The sequence below is a fragment of the Barnesiella sp. An55 genome, from assembly GCF_002161555.1.
GTDB lineage: Bacteria > Bacteroidota > Bacteroidia > Bacteroidales > Barnesiellaceae > Barnesiella > Barnesiella merdipullorum.
In genome coordinates this window covers 1-18097 of the sequence record NZ_NFHZ01000011.1, presented here as the reverse complement: position 1 = coordinate 18097, position 18097 = coordinate 1, and the positions used below count along the sequence as shown (strand labels likewise).

14 protein-coding genes are annotated in these 18097 nt (G+C 46.3%); 4 read left to right on the top strand and 10 right to left on the bottom strand.

Annotation, left to right across the window (positions count from 1 at the left end; translation table 11 throughout):
- Positions 1-31: 31 nt before the first annotated feature.
- The 3 genes from B5G10_RS07890 to B5G10_RS07880 are packed head-to-tail and all read right to left on the bottom strand — an operon-like array spanning position 32 to position 4064.
- On the bottom strand, positions 32-1348 hold the full coding sequence (locus B5G10_RS07890) for a hypothetical protein (protein ID WP_143241096.1): 1317 nt from the start codon (positions 1346-1348) through the stop codon (positions 32-34).
- A gap of 29 nt (positions 1349-1377) precedes the next feature.
- Entirely contained in the window at positions 1378-3018 is a 1641-nt protein-coding gene (locus tag B5G10_RS07885; RefSeq protein ID WP_087424192.1) for a sodium/solute symporter, read from the bottom strand.
- Between the two features lie 20 nt (positions 3019-3038).
- The gene (locus tag B5G10_RS07880; RefSeq protein WP_087424191.1) at positions 3039-4064 is read right to left on the bottom strand and encodes a glycosidase; all 1026 of its coding nucleotides are present in this window, start codon (positions 4062-4064) and stop codon (positions 3039-3041) included.
- A 262-nt stretch (positions 4065-4326) separates the two neighbouring features.
- Here B5G10_RS07880 and B5G10_RS07875 point away from each other — a divergent pair, with 262 nt between their 5' ends.
- A complete protein-coding gene (locus tag B5G10_RS07875; protein ID WP_087424190.1) occupies positions 4327-5196 on the top strand; it encodes an AraC family transcriptional regulator in 870 nt (289 codons plus the stop codon).
- Positions 5197-5249: 53 nt separating this feature from the next.
- On the opposite strand, the gene B5G10_RS12575 is transcribed toward B5G10_RS07875, so the two are convergent.
- The 6 genes from B5G10_RS12575 to B5G10_RS07850 all read right to left on the bottom strand — a co-directional run bounded on the left by B5G10_RS12575 (position 5250) and on the right by B5G10_RS07850 (position 10420).
- Positions 5250-5489 (bottom strand): hypothetical protein, encoded by a 240-nt coding sequence (locus tag B5G10_RS12575; RefSeq protein ID WP_143241095.1) that lies wholly within the window; start codon positions 5487-5489, stop codon positions 5250-5252.
- 190 nt (positions 5490-5679) lie between these two features.
- Positions 5680-6360 carry a hypothetical protein gene (locus tag B5G10_RS07870; RefSeq protein WP_143241094.1) on the bottom strand — a complete coding sequence of 227 codons (681 nt, stop codon included), beginning with the start codon at positions 6358-6360 and terminating at the stop codon, positions 5680-5682.
- A 28-nt stretch (positions 6361-6388) separates the two neighbouring features.
- On the bottom strand, positions 6389-6868 hold the full coding sequence (locus tag B5G10_RS07865; protein ID WP_087424188.1) for a hypothetical protein: 480 nt from the start codon (positions 6866-6868) through the stop codon (positions 6389-6391).
- 102 nt (positions 6869-6970) lie between these two features.
- On the bottom strand, positions 6971-7585 hold the full coding sequence (locus B5G10_RS07860; RefSeq protein ID WP_087424187.1) for a TetR/AcrR family transcriptional regulator: 615 nt from the start codon (positions 7583-7585) through the stop codon (positions 6971-6973).
- Positions 7586-7748: 163 nt separating this feature from the next.
- A complete protein-coding gene (locus tag B5G10_RS07855; protein ID WP_087424186.1) occupies positions 7749-9320 on the bottom strand; it encodes an N-6 DNA methylase in 1572 nt (523 codons plus the stop codon).
- On the bottom strand, positions 9320-10420 hold the full coding sequence (locus tag B5G10_RS07850) for an AccI family restriction endonuclease (RefSeq protein WP_087424258.1): 1101 nt from the start codon (positions 10418-10420) through the stop codon (positions 9320-9322). Before B5G10_RS07850 ends, B5G10_RS07855 begins: the two co-directional genes overlap by 1 nt.
- A 316-nt stretch (positions 10421-10736) precedes the next feature.
- Between B5G10_RS07850 and B5G10_RS07845 the strand changes: the two genes are divergently transcribed.
- Positions 10737-13232 carry a glycoside hydrolase family 2 protein gene (locus B5G10_RS07845; protein WP_158098798.1) on the top strand — a complete coding sequence of 832 codons (2496 nt, stop codon included), beginning with the start codon at positions 10737-10739 and terminating at the stop codon, positions 13230-13232.
- Between the two features lie 50 nt (positions 13233-13282).
- On the opposite strand, the gene B5G10_RS07840 is transcribed toward B5G10_RS07845, so the two are convergent.
- On the bottom strand, positions 13283-13894 hold the full coding sequence (locus B5G10_RS07840) for a Crp/Fnr family transcriptional regulator (protein ID WP_087424184.1): 612 nt from the start codon (positions 13892-13894) through the stop codon (positions 13283-13285).
- Between the two features lie 249 nt (positions 13895-14143).
- Here B5G10_RS07840 and B5G10_RS07835 point away from each other — a divergent pair, with 249 nt between their 5' ends.
- Positions 14144-16060: a hypothetical protein gene (locus B5G10_RS07835; RefSeq protein WP_143241093.1), complete on the top strand. Its 1917-nt coding sequence runs from the start codon at positions 14144-14146 to the stop codon at positions 16058-16060.
- 14 nt (positions 16061-16074) lie between these two features.
- Positions 16075-18033: a hypothetical protein gene (locus B5G10_RS07830; RefSeq protein ID WP_087424182.1), complete on the top strand. Its 1959-nt coding sequence runs from the start codon at positions 16075-16077 to the stop codon at positions 18031-18033.
- Positions 18034-18097: the final 64 nt, after the last annotated feature.

Sequence of the window (18097 nt, the reverse complement as noted above, 5' to 3'; positions counted from 1 at the left end):
ACCCATACACCGTATGGCCTACTGCTTGTTTTTAATATACTATCACTTTGGAAACCGTGTTACCACTCTTTACCAAATAGATACCCGGAGTGAGTTCTACTTGCAAGAAACCGTCCATGGCATAGGCTCCAATCTCTACACCTGCAACCGAGTAGATGGTCACATGGCCGGCTTCGCCCTCAACATAGAGCATACCTTTACCACCCCAGGCCTTTGCCGTTGCAACTACCGTCTCGTCTATGGCCGAGGAGGCAGCCTCTGGCGAGATATAGATATTATCGAGGTAGGTCGTCTCGGCCACCGATACATTGTCGGTTCCATACCGCTCGTTGGGCGAGAAATAGAACTGCTTGAAGGAGGCTCCGATGAACTCCTGCAAATCGACTACAATCTCTTGCCATCCTTCAGAACCGGTAAAGTGAATCTCCTGGTCCTTATAGGTGCAGGTGCCACCCCAAGTCTCCATACCGAAAATGGAATTCTCGGCTCTCAAGATCTGGAAGTGCAGGTAACGACCATCGGCCTCGGTAATCTCAACCAACTGATTGTCTTCACCATCGAGTAAACCGACAGCTACACCAAACCAGTCGGCATTCTCCCATCCCCAGTTCGAATCGGAGGGGTCTTGTACAATCTTCAGCACTTTGTTACTACCGTTAACAGCGTCTTTTACAGGGTTGTCAACTACCTCGATGGTCGAGGTAGCATTTTGCGAACCGGCCATGTCGATACTGTAATTTTCAGTTTCGAAATCGACCGAAAATTCGGTAGGAACAACCATCAGATAAGGAGGTTTCTGATACTCATAAGGAGTACCCCCTTCATAGAAAATCTCGGTACGACGGTAGCAGGGAATCCAGTTGGCCACCTCTTCATTAGCCACCATCGTCACTTTAATCTCTTTCACACCCTCGGGCAGGGCAGCTTGATACCACACATCGATCCAATAGTTGCTGCCTTGCACGGCGTCATACGATTTTTCAATCTTCATATCGGGAATCTCGTGATAATTCAACTCGTCGGTCGAGTATTCGATGGTTATGAACTTATCGAAATCCATACGGTCGTTAGGCACCAAAGCATTGACAATAAAGCCTGTCAAGTTCTTATTACCCCAAATATCCCGGTTAAAAATCAAAGAGGTAGGAGTCGAAGCAGAGGATTTCTGCACATAACTCCCGTCGTCGTAATATACTGCCGATTCGTCGTTGAACAAGGCACTACCTCCTTCGATATAGCAATCACGCTCTACCTCGGCTTGTGTCATTTCATTCACATAGGTTTGCGCACCGACACTAAATGAGGTCAGTACCAAAGCAGTCGTCAATAAGTTGAAGATTTTTTTCATAATGATTTATTTTACGGGTTAATAATCGATTAGAAGAACCACCAGTATTCGAGCAATGCAATAATAATCAAAGCGATACTGATGTATCGGAAATTTTTATACCAAGGCACAGTCTTGAGTTCTTGGGTATCGGTTTGCCAAACGGTCTTATCCCAAGTATAGGCTTCGATATCGCGCTGCTCGGTCTTGTCGCATTTGCTCACAATCACATTCACGAGCACACTCAATACCAACAGAATAGGAACCCACAACAGGAAATGGAAGGGAATCTCACCACCGAATCCGAATTTGTAAATCATGATCAATGCCGACATGGCCAACCCCGACATCAAACCGGCAAAAGCACCGTTTCGGGTAGAGCCTTTCCAGAAGAGCCCCACCAGGAAAGTACCCACAATGGGAGGTGCCAGATAGGACGAGAACTCTTGATAATAGGCAACCAGCGAAGCAAACTTGCCAATGAGCGGAGCCCATGCTACCGCAATGGCCAAAGCGATGAACGAAGTCCACTGCCCCACACGCACCAAATGCTTGGGCGACGAATTGGGTCGCCACGACTTATAGAAGTCCATCGTAAACAGGGTCGATACCGAACTCAACGTAGCGCTCAGGGTCGAGGTCAGCGCCGACACCATACAAGCAATCATCACTCCTATCAAACCGACAGGCAACAACCTCAGAATGAGACGGGGATACACCTCGTTGGTATCGATTCCATACTGCGTGCGCAGCGTATTGCCGTCAATAATTTCGTTGGGCAGGGCGTCTCCCACGCCAAAGAGGTCGATCATGCGCCCCACCATACCCGGCGTGATGAAGATAAACAAGGTGAATACATACAGGAAAGCGACGAACAGAAACCCCAACCGCCCCTCATTTACCGTCTTGGCCGACATGACCCGCTGCACCATCACCTGATTGTTGCCCCAAAAGTAGAATCCCAGAATGGGGATAGACAGGAATATGGAGAACCAGGGTACCGTAGTATCGGTATTGGAGCGTATCAAATTGAGCCACACACCATCGTGGAAATGGTTCACGAAGTTGTCCCACCCGCCTACCGAATTGAAGCAGAAAATCGACAGCAACACCGAACCGGCTATCAGAATAACCGACTGAATCATATCGGCATTAATCGCCGACGACAATCCACCGATAATCGTATAGGTACCGGCCATCAAGGCCATACCTATGATAATCCACATCATATCTACCTCGGGGAAGATGATTTTCAAGATTAAGGCTCCCGTATATAGGGCTGCGCCGGCATCCAGGAATACATTGCCTATAATGGTGATGAACGAGAAATATTTGCGCGATCGGTTGTCGAAGCGTCGTCCCAAATACTCGGGTATCGTGTATATGCCCGACTTGATATAGAACGGCAGGAAAAACAGCGACACAAAGATGATGACGAAAATAGCGCCTACATTGTAGTTAAAGACCGCCACCCCACTGATAAATCCTTCGCCCGAATGGCCCATCAAGGTCGAACTGCTCACACTGGCAGCAAACAACGAAGAACCTACCACAAACCAGGTTTGAGATTTCCCGGCCAGAAAATACTCGCTGGCATTCCCGTTCTTTCTGTTTTTAAGTGCCCACCAGATGATGCCTACGACAAAAAGAAGAATGACTGCTATATCGATATAGGATATATTCACTTCCATGGATTAATTTATTAATTCATTTATTCCTTTCGGGTATTTGATTTTACAAAGTCTATCAACTCTTTAAAATTGCAGGTGGCCAGATTGATCCACTGATCGGAGGCTCCATAATAGACATAAAGAATACCATCCTTGACCACGGCTCCGGTGGGGAATACGACACCCCAGCGATACAGACCTTGTGTCTCTTCATAAGTCTCGGGCTCGAGTATAAAGTCTTTGGTTCTGTAAAGCACTTTCGTGGGATCATTCAAATCGAGAATAGCCGCCCCTATCCGGTAGGTAAAATTCTTATCTACTCCGTGATAGAGAAGGAACCAACCCTCGTCGGTCTTGATTGGCGGAGTATTACCTCCAATCTTGACTTCCCAATCTTCTTTTCCTTTCATCAACAATTTACTCTCGGTGTGCCACATCATCAAATCGTCGGAGCTTTTGATCCAGATCGACGGATTGTCGGTACCATAGTCGCCATTGGCATTGACATAATCCTTGGGACGATGCAGCATCCAGTATTTGCCATTTATCTTTTCAGGAAACAAAATTACATCTCTATCGTCTAACGAAGGCTCGGTAAGGCGCCCAACTTTTTTAAAATGTCGCATATCTTTCGAAACGGCCAGAGCCGTATTGCTTATATTCTCACGCAAACACTTCGGGACGTTGGGGTCATGATCGGGGGCATCAACCTTATCATATTCGTTTTTCCAATACTGCCCGGCAAAATAGGGACGAAAAGCATAAGTAATGAAAAACTCGGTTCCCATCTTGACAATGCGAGGATCTTCGTTCGAACCGGCATCAAACGAATTCTTCCCCGGAGCAAAGGCCGGCTCATTCGAAATTCTCTTGAAATGGATACCATCGGTACTCTCGGCTTTCCCCAAATACACCAAGTGCTCCATATCGTCACCGGCGGCTCTATATAGCATATGGAAAACTCCTTGGTCATAAATTACACCCGGGTTACATACTACCAAATTTTCCCAGTAATTCTCAGGATTGGGCGACAATATCGGATTGCCTTCGTACTTCTTCAACTTCATAATTATTTGATATTTATTTTTTATGACAAATTTAAGCCAAATAACCCGCCATACTTAATACATTTTAGTCAAACACATATACTATATTGAACCGCATAATGCAATTTTTTATCATATTTTTTCAAAATAGTATCAATAATACATTCTATAAATCATTATATCAGATATTTACAATATAAAATTTTAAATATCCATCATATATATTATTGATATTACCTAAATTATTTTATATATTTGTCCTACTCATCAAACTGCTCCTATTATGAAAAATATACAGCACGAAATCACACCGCTTAACGAAGACGACCTGTTCATTATTCTCAACCATCCGAAGGCCGATTTCAACTATCCCATTCACTTTCATTCCGATTTTGAGCTGAACCTGGTTCTGTGGGATTTCGGGCGACGCATTGTAGGCGACTCAATCGAACCTTTCGAAGAAGTAGATCTGGTTCTCACCGGCCCCAATGTACCCCACAAATGGGAGGGGAACAACATAGACAGCAACCACGTCATCACCATCCAGTTTCACGAGCAGTTACTCTCCTTCCCCATTCTCCAGAAACGCATGTTCGCCTCGATTAAAGAGATGCTCGAGAAGTCGCGACGAGGTATTCAATTTACCGAAAGTCCCAACTCCGATATCATCAAAAGAATTATCGCCATGACTCAAATGACGGGGTTTAACGTATGTCTCGAATTCTTTGCCTTGCTCTACGACCTATCGACCAATCCCCGCCAGCGCATACTGGCCAGCGGAACATTCGACAACGACAGTATTCTGCGCGACTCGAAAAGCCGCCGCATTGCCAAAATCAACGAGTATATCAACGCCAACTACATGAACCCCATCAAGCTATGCGATATTGCCGAACTGGTATCGATGAGCGACTCGGCCCTCAGCCACTTTTTCAAGAAACGTACCAACCGAAATATTGTCGATTACATCAACGACATACGCATAAGCAATGCCACCAAGATGCTTTTCGAAACCACGAACTCGATTAGCGAAATCGCCTTCTTGTGTGGCTTCAACAACATCTCGAACTTTAACCGCATTTTCAAAAAGAACCGAGGGAAAACGCCATCGGAGTATCGCGAGTCGATTCAAAAGATTATGATTAAGTATTGACACTCCCCGGGGAAACGTCCCCCCAACCGGTTGTAGCTATTTATCTACAGGCGTCAGGATTGATTCACATCGACCTGCTCGGCAGCCAGATGCAAAGCCGTGCGATTGTAACAATTGTCGTCCCGATTGTCGAGTGGGAACTCGGCAAAAGCCTCCAGCAATTCCCTCCTGGAGGCCTTGTAATCATACAGTTTATAAATGGCTTTGACAGTCATGGCCGATTTGTTCAATGAGGTCACAGATGTGCCGGTATCTACTAACCAGTCGGGCGGCAATGGCCCGGACTTCGTCATATCGTCTCAGCCGGAAAGCCGCCTCAGCCTTGAGGCGAAGGAAAAGAGACTTGGTCTCGGAAGAAAAGGGTGCAACAAACATGGGGCACAAGGGCAAAGCGCTCTCATGCTCCCAGTCGAGCAAGGGTTTGGGCAAAACCGAAGGTGTAACTGCTGCTTTATCTCCGAGCAATTTCACCCAACATCCGTTTTACTCAAACTCTACCTGCCCGGCCTCGTTCACCTGGAATGGCACGGTGTAGTAGTTGGTTGTGAGTAATCGGCCATTCATCTCTGTCTTCTCGCCTTTCTTCGTGTAGTTCAGCGAGAAATAGGCATATTGCTTCTGGCTGTCGGCCTTGTAGGATTCGTCTCTGTTCCAACGCTCCACATTATTCAACCCGACGGGTAAGGTATAGAAGGTGTAGTTTTCGACCGATTTCAGTTCATATTGGTCGCCATCTTCCTCGGCCTGCAGCAGGTTATTCCCCTCCTCGCCCCACTTTTGCAATTTCGCGGCATCAATAACATTCAGGTCGAGCGTGGCAGACTGCTCATAAGCGTATGTCTGGCGATTACTTTTCGAGGGTTCATCGGCTTTGAAGTCGCCACCGTCTTTGTTAATAGTCAAGACATAATCGCTATTATCGGGAGTAATATAAAACACGATTACCTGGCTCAACACATTCTCGAGCTTGCGGTCACCACGATCTTCGTTCATCTCGACCCGATAGACTTTTGCATCGGCGGGTACATGAGTTTTCACGAGTTCTTTCACTTTGGCCACAGCCTCTTCCGAAGCCATTCCCAAATCATTGCCCGACGAGCAGGACGACAACATGGCCACGGCAATAGCCACGGCTGTTACGATTCTCATAACTTTTGTAATCATGATATAGATGTTTTAGTTGGTTGTCATACTAACCGAGCAGAGCACGAAACTCTTCGTACTGCTCCCACGAATCGAAATAGGGAATTTCGAAAACCAGGTATCGATCGGGCAAACTCACCTTGCACTGGTTCTCCTTCTCATCGTACTTGATATACTCGATGTCGCTGATGGAAAAGGTATCATACTCGACCCTACCCGACTTTACCGTCGGGTAGGTAACCCTATTACCATCGACCTTAATCGTAGCCCCCTCGCGAATAAAAGCACGGGCCTTGCGCATGGCCAACCAGGTAAATACCAATAACACGATGCCCCCAACAATGAGAATGGTCGAAAGTACGGCCGGTGACAAAATATGCAACCGACGGATACGAAGTCCAAAAGGACAGATGGCCGGCACGACAATCATGCCGATACCGAATGCCAGATTGGACCACTGGTTGGTAAAGATGCTACCGGGGGTATAATTAAAAGTCTTGTGAATACTTGTAAATCGCTCCTGCTCCATAAATATTACCGGTTGGTCATTTTTTACAGGGGCAAATATAGCATAAAAAAATAAAATATGACCGGTTGGTCATATTTTATTTTTTACCCTACTCTTTTTTTATTAACGCTTCAACTGATTGTAAATATACCGAAAATGTGCAGACAAGCGATTTATATCAAGGCCCTCATAAAACGACATTTCAAACGACATGCCCACAAATGTGAGGCGAAACTGAGCCACTGCCTCCTCAACATCGGTCTCCCGATTGATTTCTCCGCTCTCGATCGCCCGACGAATAACACTCCGCCAATGGTCATACTCCGATTCGATCCAAGCATGCAGTTTTGCCTTACCTCCAGGATAGTAGAACAACACTTGTTGGAAGAGGTGGAAATATCCCGCATTGGCCGACTGACCGGGCATGGCCTCTTGACGCACATTACCCAACCGCACAATCTCGGCCATCGTACGCTCTACTCCGGTCACATATTTGTCGATGAAATCGGACAACGTACCATCCGACTCCTCATATTTACGTTTCGGGTCTTGTGCGTTGAACAGATATTTATCGGCCACTGCTACAAACAAATCGAGTTTGGTAGGATAGTAATTAAAAATACCCGTCTTGGTCAGTCCCACCATACGGGTAACCATTTGCAGGCTCACCCGCTCGTAGTTCATCGACATAAACAACTGCAATGCGCTCTGCAAAATCTCTTCTCTATTGGTCTTCATTCCCTTATACTTTAATAAATCAAAGATACTGGCTTATTTCGGAAAATCCATAAAATCAAGGGAATTCAATACTCCCAAGCAACCTTTTTACAAACTTCTATTCAAAAAATTATATATCAGTATTCGGCTATCCGCCAAAAGGAATAAATAAACTTGCCAATATCTATCCAATCAAAAAGTGATCATTCAAAATAGTATCGATATCTTCAATAAAAGTTCTATTGTCACTCTTCTTATTTTCACGATATATTTCCCTCAATCTATTCTTATCATATTGATTCAAAGAGCCTATATCGAGCATATAAGATTTATTTAAATCATTAGGTTCAAATTTACTCAATCCATTACCATACTCACGTCTTGATACAGAGAACAACTGTTTTGCTGTATCGGAGATTAAATATGCGAACAATAAATCAGGATCAACATCAAAAAGGTTATTATTCACATATACACAATGGAATGTTGTCAAATTAAGCGTAGAAGTTTCGTTTCGCACAAATCTTAATCCTGTCCTATTAAAGACACTTACCCAAATAGGAGATGGAAGCCTCTTTTCCATTGAATACCAAGGATTCCTTTTCGACACCAAATATCCTTTATGAACTTTCTCTCTTTCTCCCAATTCAATATAAGTTTTAAGCCCTCTGGTCTGATTATTTGGATTAAGAATATACACATTCTTATCATTCTCCAAAAGTTTTCTAAAATCTTCGGGAGTAAAGCATAAACCTAAAATATCTGTCGAATGACAAATACATGGCTGCAAATTATCAAGTCCTATCTGGAAATATTGAGCCTTAGTTTTATTGAATGAAAAAAAACTATTGGCTCCTGTTGCAATACCCCTCATCACTTTGCCATAAGTAGCAAAAGAGACTAAATTTTTAAACTTAGGCAACGATTGTGGTTGGTAATAGTTTCGCCACTTAACATCGGCCTTTAGATCACTAATGTTATACGTATAATCGGCATATTGAGTTAACGGATAAGACAAAATAATTTGATTAACTCTATCTAACTCTATTATATCATTTAAATTAGAAAATGATATTTGAGTAGAATTATCATCATTTGCACATAATAAGATAGCCGATGTTGTCAATGCATCATCAAAAACATTTTCCTTAAAATTAAAGATAATGATATGTCTGATTTTCCCCGATTGAATCAAATGTTCTTTCACCAAAACACCATAATCAGAGTTTAGGAATTCCGATGGAACAAGATATGCACACCTCCCATTATAATTTAACTGATTAAGCGATTTTAACAAGAATAACGCATATAAATTTGTTTGTCCTCTCAAATTGATACCCAATCGATCCTTTATTACAGGAATAACTTTCTTATTTTCATAATCGTGAAATTTCAGATAAGGTGGATTACAGATGATGCCATCATATTGTTTATTCCAATCTTCATTAATATAATCTTGAAGAGCAAGATCAACCGAGCAATTATGTCTAAACAGTTCTGAGGCCCATTTATATATTATACAATCGACATCACAACCTGTTATCTGCAAATCAGATTTTTTAGAAAGCAAGATCCTTGAAAATATACCCAGTCCAAATGCCGGTTCCAAAACAGTTGTTAGATTCTTATTTCCCAACAACCAATTAGTCATGACATCTGCCACTTCTGCAGGTGTAAAAAACTGAGCATATCGCTTCCTATGCTCAAGATTAACACTTGTCGAATAACTATATTCTATGTGGTTGGTCAAATCCATTAAAATTCTTCGCTTTCGATATGTAATATTGCTTTAAGATTCTCAAGATCTAGATAGGCCGTTCCTCCTTGAAAAGAAACATAAAACAATAGTCGTCCTCGATTCATCTCCTTTCGAACGCTATTATGACTCGGTTCATCTACCTTATAAGCAATCTCATATCCAACCTTCGACTTAATTTTTATAGTCGTCTTATTTTGATTCTTCGTGTCTTGTTCAATAGAAAAGATATCACCTTCATTGTCACTATCAGAAATTATATGAAGTATTTGTTCGAAAGAGATTCCATATACCTTATCAAAGAATACCTGGAAATAATAGTGAGGTACATTAAACGTTTCAATCCATTTATATACGACCTTAATATCCTCAACCTTAGGTGTTATCGATAAATAATCTCTCTTTTGGATTTCTTTAATACAAGACTTTAACTCTTTAAATCGCTCATTCAATTCAATTAATGCTGCCGATGAACGCCATCCTGGGACTTTAAAATCACAAGCATGAATCGTATCTCGATTTATTGAATTGAGGATTACCCGATATTTCTCTCTCAACGGATGATTTAATAACCCTGAATAGGAATTCAATATCTCTTCCTTCAACTCTATAGCTCGAGATATATTTTGCTCCGTTTTTCTTGTCATTGCCTCTTCATACTTATCAATGAGAAATGCACTCGACCTCACTTCTATCCCAGCTACAGCCATTCTAACATACTCATCAATCTCTTCATGAGGTATTCTACTAATATCAAATCCCAAATCGGTTCTAAAATCAGACTTCCTAAAAATTAACAAATCAGGACGTTTGCCTATAGTATCCAACTCATTTTGAAATTCCTCATAAAATGCATCAAATCCTTCATCTCCAGCGACTAAATCATCATTCTTTCCATAATGAACCGCCACATAATTCTGAGATGTGCTATTAATGGCTCTCATTACAAGATTCTCTGCCCAATCGCCTTGCTCTTTATTTGTAATAAAATTAGACGATGCTTGTGTCGGTGCACTCGCCCGTGTTCTCTCTTGAGAAAAATCGACAAGCTCAACAGGTATTCCCGATGTTAATTCTTTTATCCTTTCAAAATAAGTCATACATTCAAGAGTTAATGTCTCCAACAAAGTTAAAGTTTATTCCTCAATTATCCATTGACTCCATAATAAGAAATTTATTCCACTTAATAAGGCCCCAAAAATCCAAGAAGACTTGATTTCTTTACTTTCAACTTTTATTATCTCTATTCATCGAACTTGAAAACTGCATTTCCCGTTTGCTTCGGGGCTCGTCTTTTTTATATCTTTGTAGAAGATAGAACAACATACCATGAACAACCGCATCGTCTTATCCCTTTTGTTTTTGTTATTGTCTATGCCTTTTACCTTTTCGTTCAATACAACCGACACGTATGTTATGAAGCTCGACCGGGATTGGAGCTTCGCCCAAACGGGAGACACCCGGTCATACCCGGCGACTGTACCGGGTACCATCCACGCCGACCTGCTGCACAACGGACTACTCGACGATCCCTTCTACGGGAAGAACGAGGAGAAGGTCCAATGGGTCGAAGAGAAGGACTGGTGTTACACGACCTCCTTTACCATCGAGCCCGAGGTGTATGCCCGATTTCCCTATGCCCGCCTCATCTTCGAGGGGTTCGACACGTTTGCCCAAGTACTCCTCAACGGCAAGCCGGTGATGCAGACCAACAATATGTTCGTGGCTTGGGAGAAGGAGGTAAAAGAGCTGATGGTCCCGGGCGAGAATACCCTCACCGTGCTATTTACGTCGCCCCTCAAGGCGGTTGTTCCTCTATATGAGCAGACGGGTATCGACTACCCGGCCGACAACGACCGCAGCACACCCCACTTGAGTGCCTATGCCCGCAAGGCTCCCTATCACTACGGGTGGGACTGGGGTATCCGCATGGTAGGCTGCGGCATCTGGCGCCCCGTGCAACTGTTGTTCCACAACGGTTGCCGCATCGACGATGCCTTTACCCGCACGATACGAATCGACAACGACCGGGCTTCGCTCACGACCGACCTGCTTGTCGCCAACGAAACCGACAGCCCCGTCGCGACCGAACTGCTTATCTCTATTACCCATGAGGAAAAGGTGGTCGCCCAAACGTCTCGCCCCTGCACACTGCAACCGGGTGAGAACCGAGTAACCCTCCCTACCGAAATCGGCCACCCGAAGCTGTGGCAACCCAACGGCTGGGGCGAAGCGCATCTGTATGACGTAGAGGTTTCCTTGATAAAAGAGGGAGTATATTGGGCACAGCGCCGATACCAGACGGGGATACGCACCATCGAATTTGTCAACGAGCGGGACGAGTTGGGCCGCAACTTCTATTTCCGGGTAAACGGCCAACCGCTGTTTGCCAAGGGCACCAACTACATACCCCAGGATATCATCCTTTCCCGTGTCACCCCCGACGACTACGAACGCCTGTTCCGAGCCATGAAAGAGTCGCACATGAACATGGTGCGGGTGTGGGGCGGCGGAGTGTATGAAGACGACCTCTTCTACCGCCTGGCCGACCGCTACGGCATACTCGTGTGGCAGGACTTCATGTTTGCCTGCTCGGCCTATCCCGGCGACCCGGCCTTTCTCGACAACGTGGCCCACGAGGCCCGCTACAACATCGAGCGGCTGCGCAACCACCCTTCGCTGGCGCTGTGGTGCGGCAACAACGAGATTCACGAAGGATTCAAATACTGGGGCTGGAACCGTCGCTATCCGGCCAAGACCTTCGAGCAGATGCAACACGACTACGACACCCTCTTCCGCCACACGCTCGCCGAGTGTGTGCGCAAGTATGACCCGCAACGCAGCTACATACACACCTCGCCCGACTCGGCCAACTGGGGGCGGCCCGCTACCCAGACTCAGGGCGACATACACTACTGGGGCATCTGGTATGGCGAGGAGATGTTCGACGCCATGGACACGCTCCAGCTACGGTTCGTCAGCGAGTTTGGCTTCGAGTCTTTCCCCGAGATGAAAACCCTGCGCACCTTTGCCGGCCCCGCCGACTTGAGCATCGACTCCGACGTGATGACCCACCGGCAGAAGAGCAGCATCGGCAACGACTTGATAAAAACCTATATGCAGAACTACTACCGCATGCCCCGCAACTTCGACGACTTCGTCTATCTGGGACTGCTACTTCAGGGACACGGCATCGCCTACGGCATAGAGACCAACCGCCGGCAACGCCCCGTGTGCATGGGGTCGCTCTACTGGCAGCTCAACGACAGTTGGCCCGCCATCTCGTGGTCGGCCATCGACTACTACAAAAACAAGAAGGCCCTCTACTACCACGCTCGCGACGCCTTTGCCCCCCTGATGCTCTCGCCCTGCATCCAAGGCGACAGCCTCGCAATTTATGTCCTCTCCGACCGGCTCGACCCACTCGACCAGGCACAGATAATTGTGGGCATCGACGATTTCTACGGCACCCGGCTGAAGACCATCGACCTCATCCGCACCATACAACCCAACTCCAGCCAGAAGCTTATCACCCTCGCCCTGGCCGATCTGTTGGATAACCATCGAGCCGGTGAGGTGGTCATGACCCTGCAGATATGCCACGACGGCAAGACTCTCTTCGACGGGCACAAATTCCTGACCGTCCCCAAGGAGCTGGTCCTGCCTCATCCTCATCTGAAAAAAGCCATCGAGACGACGCCTCAAGGCATCGTCCTCACTCTCACGACCGACTGTCTGGCCAAGGATGTGTTCATCGAAATCCCCACCCAGGGGGCCGATTTTTCCGATAACTTCTTCGACCTGCTGCCGGGTGAACACAAGGTAGTATCCATTACAAGTCCCCATATCACCCCCGACGATATCGCCCGAATACGGATACGCACTCTCACCGACACCTATGAGGAGGAGTGATAAAAGAGTGAGCCCTTACCAAGAAGGACTTTTTTTAACAGGATATCCCCTCAAGAAAGGATATAGCCCTTGTCTTCTCTTTTGAGTACCCCTCGATTGAGCATTTGCAAGATGACTCTCGAAAGAGAGGGGCGGGCCACCCCAAGAATAAAAGCAGCTTCTTGCACATTCTGTATGGAGCCGTTTTTCTCGATGTAGCTTATAATCCTCGACGAGAGTGTTTGCAGGGCAAACTCGTTCAGCCGTTTGCTCAAGAACATGCTATGGTCCGATATCACCGTCAGGTAATTTCGCAAGACCGACGAATCTTCTTCGATGATTTTCAAGAGACTCTCTTTGCTGACTATCCAAAGGCTGCAATCACTATTGGCCAATATCGTAACGGGGAATACGCCTTCGGAACTGAATATGAAGGCCGAGGCCAACACATCGGGTGCCGACAGGGTATCCAATGTAAGCTCTTTACCCTCTTCACTGATCATCTTTGCATAGACACTCCCCTCGCACAAAATATATAGCGAACGGCACGCGTTCCCCTGCATGGCAATGGTATCGCCCTTTTTGTAATGCACATACCGGCTGGGAAAATCGCGCATGATTTTTTCGATAGTATCCCTGTTACCGCCTTTGAACAAAGGCATTTCATAAATATCGTCGCTCATTGCTGCCAATTATATAATTCAATACTCCATCTATTTTTTACCTCGCGTAACAATTGTTACCGATTATGGTCATGCAATCCTATACTTTTGCACCGGTCAAAAAGAGATTCAACAATCTTCGGGTACAATCATCCTCACAGTCACACCAATAGGGAGTCACACAGCCCTATTAACGATCAAATTTACCCATTTTGTTCTGTTTAATCCCCCTTTTTTGCCAAAATATATTTTATAAAAACATCTGTGGACATGAGAGCTACGATTTATATCCTTTTGATGAGTATCTTTTTTCTTCCTGCCTGTGTAGAGGAAGATCACCTGGATTCTATCCCTTCGGGAAACACATCTGGCGATTTTTCGTTTCTGCTGGTTCCCGAAGAGTATGTCGGGCAACAACCCGCGGATAATCCCCCGACATATCGCCAGGCTCAATCGGGTTCATCGCACCCCAGCAAAGATACGAGACAGACCTTGTCGAACTATGACCAGGTAGAGTTTGTGGTAGTCGATGAAGCCGGGAATAAGGTGAACGGCGTAAAGGGGTTATACGACAAAGTCACGTCGAACATGAGCTTAGAGGGATTGCACGAAGGCTCTTATCGGATTCTTATTCTTGGGATGAAAGGCGACATGACAGCCGATCAAGCGTCCATCCACCGCATTAACCATATCTCGGAAGTGTGGCTCTCGTTTCCCGAAGACCTGGCCAAACCCTTGACGTGTGAATACTTCTATTCGGCAACCCCTTTTAGCGTAAGAAAGGTATCCACCCCATACGGGAACGAACTGGTAGCCGAGATTTCCGAGAGAATAACGCAACGCCGAATTGTCGGTCGAATGGATTTTGTCTTTTCATACAACAATCCCTTCGTCAGAACAGCGGTCACCTCAAACACGATTACGCTAAATTCAAGCAGCCGATTCTATACTCAACTGTCGGGAGAGGGCACGTTGTCGGGAGAAAGCAATGGAGCCATGAAGGTCCTGGATATGTCGGAACAGACCGAATACCTATTTATGCCCACCGTCAAAGGTCGTTCGGTCAAGGGCGATGTAACGATGCTTACTCGAGATTATCGAGGTAGCACGACCAAACGCTCATATACCTTTGATTTAGATTCTATCGTGGGGAATTACGTGGGCCGAGTCGAGATAGACGTGGTCCACCCCGACGATGAAATAGGCACCATGTTCATTACCAACCGGGCTTATGCCGAAGGACAACATGGCCTCATTCTGCAAGACGATGAGCCCCATACTATCTATACAGATAAATCATTGCGTAACTTCAATACAACCAGACCTTTGCAGCTATCAATAACCGATGAAGGTCTGTTTCATGCCCGGTTCTATTCTCCGCGAAGCCTCAGTCAGGTGCTGGTCAAAGCGCGCATCCCAGCTGCGGGGAACGAATATGTAGATTGGGCATATTTCGATAGCATACCGGCATTTGCCGATTTCTACGAAAATATTCCGCTGACGGAAAAAGAGATGTATTTCAGGGCCGAGTCGGGAAAGATAGTCAAGATCCCCGCGATGCAGGCCAATGATCTCTCAGGCATCGAATTCAAGATAGAGTCCAGCGACCCCTATCTGAAAAAACTGCAAGGCATCATCCACGGCTGGAATATAAGATTCCATCTGTTCGACGGAGATCCCACGAAACCCAACGGAGGGCCCGTAGGAAACTGGATGGGTATCAGACCGGTGCACTGTCGCGAAGCGGTGGCATTCTTCCTGAACTTTACCTACATGATCGATATGCCCGAGCATGAAGAGATATTGAGAGCCAACGAAGACCGACTGTATGGCAACGGCGGTGTAAACGACAAGGTGAGCCCCGATGTCGTATTGCGACAGATGAGACAGGAACGCACCCTGAACGTGGGTCTGGTATATCCGGGGAACGGTGTTATCGGACTGGGGGGAGGTTCTTCCTACGGCGTATGGCAGACAGGCTGGCTGAGCCACTACACCAATACCTATGCCTGCGAAATCATGTTTCACGAGCTGGGACATGTGATGGGATACAGCCACAGCAGCGCCTTCACGTATGGCCCCTGGGCACAGGAGCTGATGAACCACTTTTATGTCAACCATCTGGCCGACATGCCCATCGACTCGTCCAGTTATCTCAACAGCAGCAAAAACCCGAACCTATATTAATAACCCGATATCAAATGAATACAAGAATCTTTACCTGCATACTCCTGTTCATCTCGATGCTTTTGACCATCACGGGATGTCACGAGAATCTCGGTCCTTTGGAATCGGGAAATTCCCAAATGATAACCGTGAAGCTGGCTACGGCAAGTTCATCGGGACCAGACGATGAGTCCAAAATCAATCATGTAACAGGATACCGTTTTGTAAATGGCATACTCGAAGAGGTCATAACACCCTCGCAAGCCGGGACCGCCAATCTCTATACCTTTGTCCCCTCCTCGTTTTCGGGCACGCTATACATATTGAGCAACTCGAGTGCTTTGAAGGGTGTGGAAACACTTGTTTCCAAGAGCTCGACCCTGGACGACTTCCTCGCCACCGAAGGGAGTATCGAAGAGATGACCGGCGACGGTTTACTGATGACCGGCAAGACCACACTCGAAGGCTCGACTTCGGTCGTCGTCCCCATGACACGAAGCATGGCAAGAGTCGATATCGAGTCTCTTGAAAAAGGAGTGCAGGTCCAACGTGTAACCATCCACAACCTGGCCGATAAAGGCTATGCCATGCCCAGAGAGAATATCGAGACGTCCATATCGGCTTCGGGGGTTGATTTTACCAAAGAGTATGCCGGCTCTCCTCTCGAGAACAAGAGCGAAACACTTTTGTATCTGACAGAGCAGCGCAACAATTCTCTTTTTGTCGAGGTGACCATCCAGTTCGGTGGAGGGCTACATTTGCTGAAAGCGAAACTCCCATCGGCGATACGGCGGAATGAAATATATACCCTCAAAATAGACGGGAAAGGAGCCGAAATGCAACTCGTTATAGAATCTGAAGGCTGGGGAACGGGCGCATCGGTTGAATCGACTCCGTCGCTCGGCGGACTCGTCGATGTAGAAAACTCCATATTCTCCGAGGGCGTCAAAGTGAACGAGACAAGAGATACCGTCTTTGTTCCATACCATGGGAGCGATTTCACCCTGGCCCTGCTGGCCGAGGCTGGTGCGACGGTGACCATCGACGGCTCTGTCGCGGGCGTAGAAGTAGCTCGAAATTCAACTAAAAGGAGAGCCACTTTAGAAAAAATAGCCGAGGTCTCCATTCGCAGCAGCTTGCGTATGCCCGGCAGAATAGCCGAAAGGATTCACTTGGATATTTACAACAAGGCAGCTACCAACCTGGGGCGAGTCGTTCTCGTCGTCGAGGCCAGTCCCATACGAGTAGAAGGGTTGATGCATTTTGACGAAGAGGCTGTCTGCGATTTCAAGGAATACGTCGAAGGTGAATTGGGGATAATCACTCTGCCTTCAAACAAGATGCTTCACGTGGAATTCGATACAGACGAATCGGCATGGATGCAAGCTACCGAAACAGAACCGGGGGCAACCACCCGGACAGAAACTTCGGGCAGGCAATATCGAATTGTCGGAGGGTGGAAACCCAATGACCCTCGAGCCGATGGAAGGGCTCAAGAAGGCCGGCTGGTCATCTCGAACGAAGACGGATCGAACAAAGAAGTCTATACCGTTCGAAGGATAAACTGGGGATTGCCCGTAGTGAAAATAGGTGAGACCTGGTGGTGCAAATATAACCTGCGGGGAAACGTAAAATCGTTTGAAGACCAGGTGACCATACCCAACGACCCGGCGTCCCACAACGACCTGCTCGCCTATCTGACCTCGGTCCCCGAGGATGAACTGCTCAAGCTGTTGGGCGATCAATATCAAGGCGGGAATAAACAGGGGCTGCCCCTACGGCACGACGGGACTGTATTCTACCACGAAGGAGTTGTCGCGAGTGCTCAAAACTTCGGGACATTACCTCCTACCGAAATGGCTCCATCGGGGTACCAGATTCCCGGCTACGACGATTATCTCGCCTTTTCGAAAAACGGGAATTTCAACCTCGGAGGCGTAGGCTCTAAGAGGTTTATTTTAAGACATAGGCAGACGTACCCAACAAGTATATAACTGTCTATGTCTTATTGTTTTAAGTGATACCATTTGAAACTACCATAATCAAACATTAAATCTG

Coding starts and splice junctions, on each gene's coding strand:
- B5G10_RS07850 (WP_087424258.1), bottom strand. CDS start 10,420: ATGACTTATTTTGAAAGGATAAAAGAATTAACATCGGGAATACCTGTT.
- B5G10_RS07875 (WP_087424190.1), top strand. CDS start 4,327: ATGAAAAATATACAGCACGAAATCACACCGCTTAACGAAGACGACCTG.
- B5G10_RS07840 (WP_087424184.1), bottom strand. CDS start 13,894: ATGAGCGACGATATTTATGAAATGCCTTTGTTCAAAGGCGGTAACAGG.
- B5G10_RS07885 (WP_087424192.1), bottom strand. CDS start 3,018: ATGGAAGTGAATATATCCTATATCGATATAGCAGTCATTCTTCTTTTT.
- B5G10_RS07835 (WP_143241093.1), top strand. CDS start 14,144: ATGAGAGCTACGATTTATATCCTTTTGATGAGTATCTTTTTTCTTCCT.
- B5G10_RS07845 (WP_158098798.1), top strand. CDS start 10,737: ATGAAGCTCGACCGGGATTGGAGCTTCGCCCAAACGGGAGACACCCGG.
- B5G10_RS07865 (WP_087424188.1), bottom strand. CDS start 6,868: ATGGAGCAGGAGCGATTTACAAGTATTCACAAGACTTTTAATTATACC.
- B5G10_RS07830 (WP_087424182.1), top strand. CDS start 16,075: ATGAATACAAGAATCTTTACCTGCATACTCCTGTTCATCTCGATGCTT.
- B5G10_RS07860 (WP_087424187.1), bottom strand. CDS start 7,585: ATGAAGACCAATAGAGAAGAGATTTTGCAGAGCGCATTGCAGTTGTTT.
- B5G10_RS07880 (WP_087424191.1), bottom strand. CDS start 4,064: ATGAAGTTGAAGAAGTACGAAGGCAATCCGATATTGTCGCCCAATCCT.
- B5G10_RS12575 (WP_143241095.1), bottom strand. CDS start 5,489: ATGACGAAGTCCGGGCCATTGCCGCCCGACTGGTTAGTAGATACCGGC.
- B5G10_RS07855 (WP_087424186.1), bottom strand. CDS start 9,320: ATGGATTTGACCAACCACATAGAATATAGTTATTCGACAAGTGTTAAT.
- B5G10_RS07890 (WP_143241096.1), bottom strand. CDS start 1,348: ATGAAAAAAATCTTCAACTTATTGACGACTGCTTTGGTACTGACCTCA.
- B5G10_RS07870 (WP_143241094.1), bottom strand. CDS start 6,360: ATGATTACAAAAGTTATGAGAATCGTAACAGCCGTGGCTATTGCCGTG.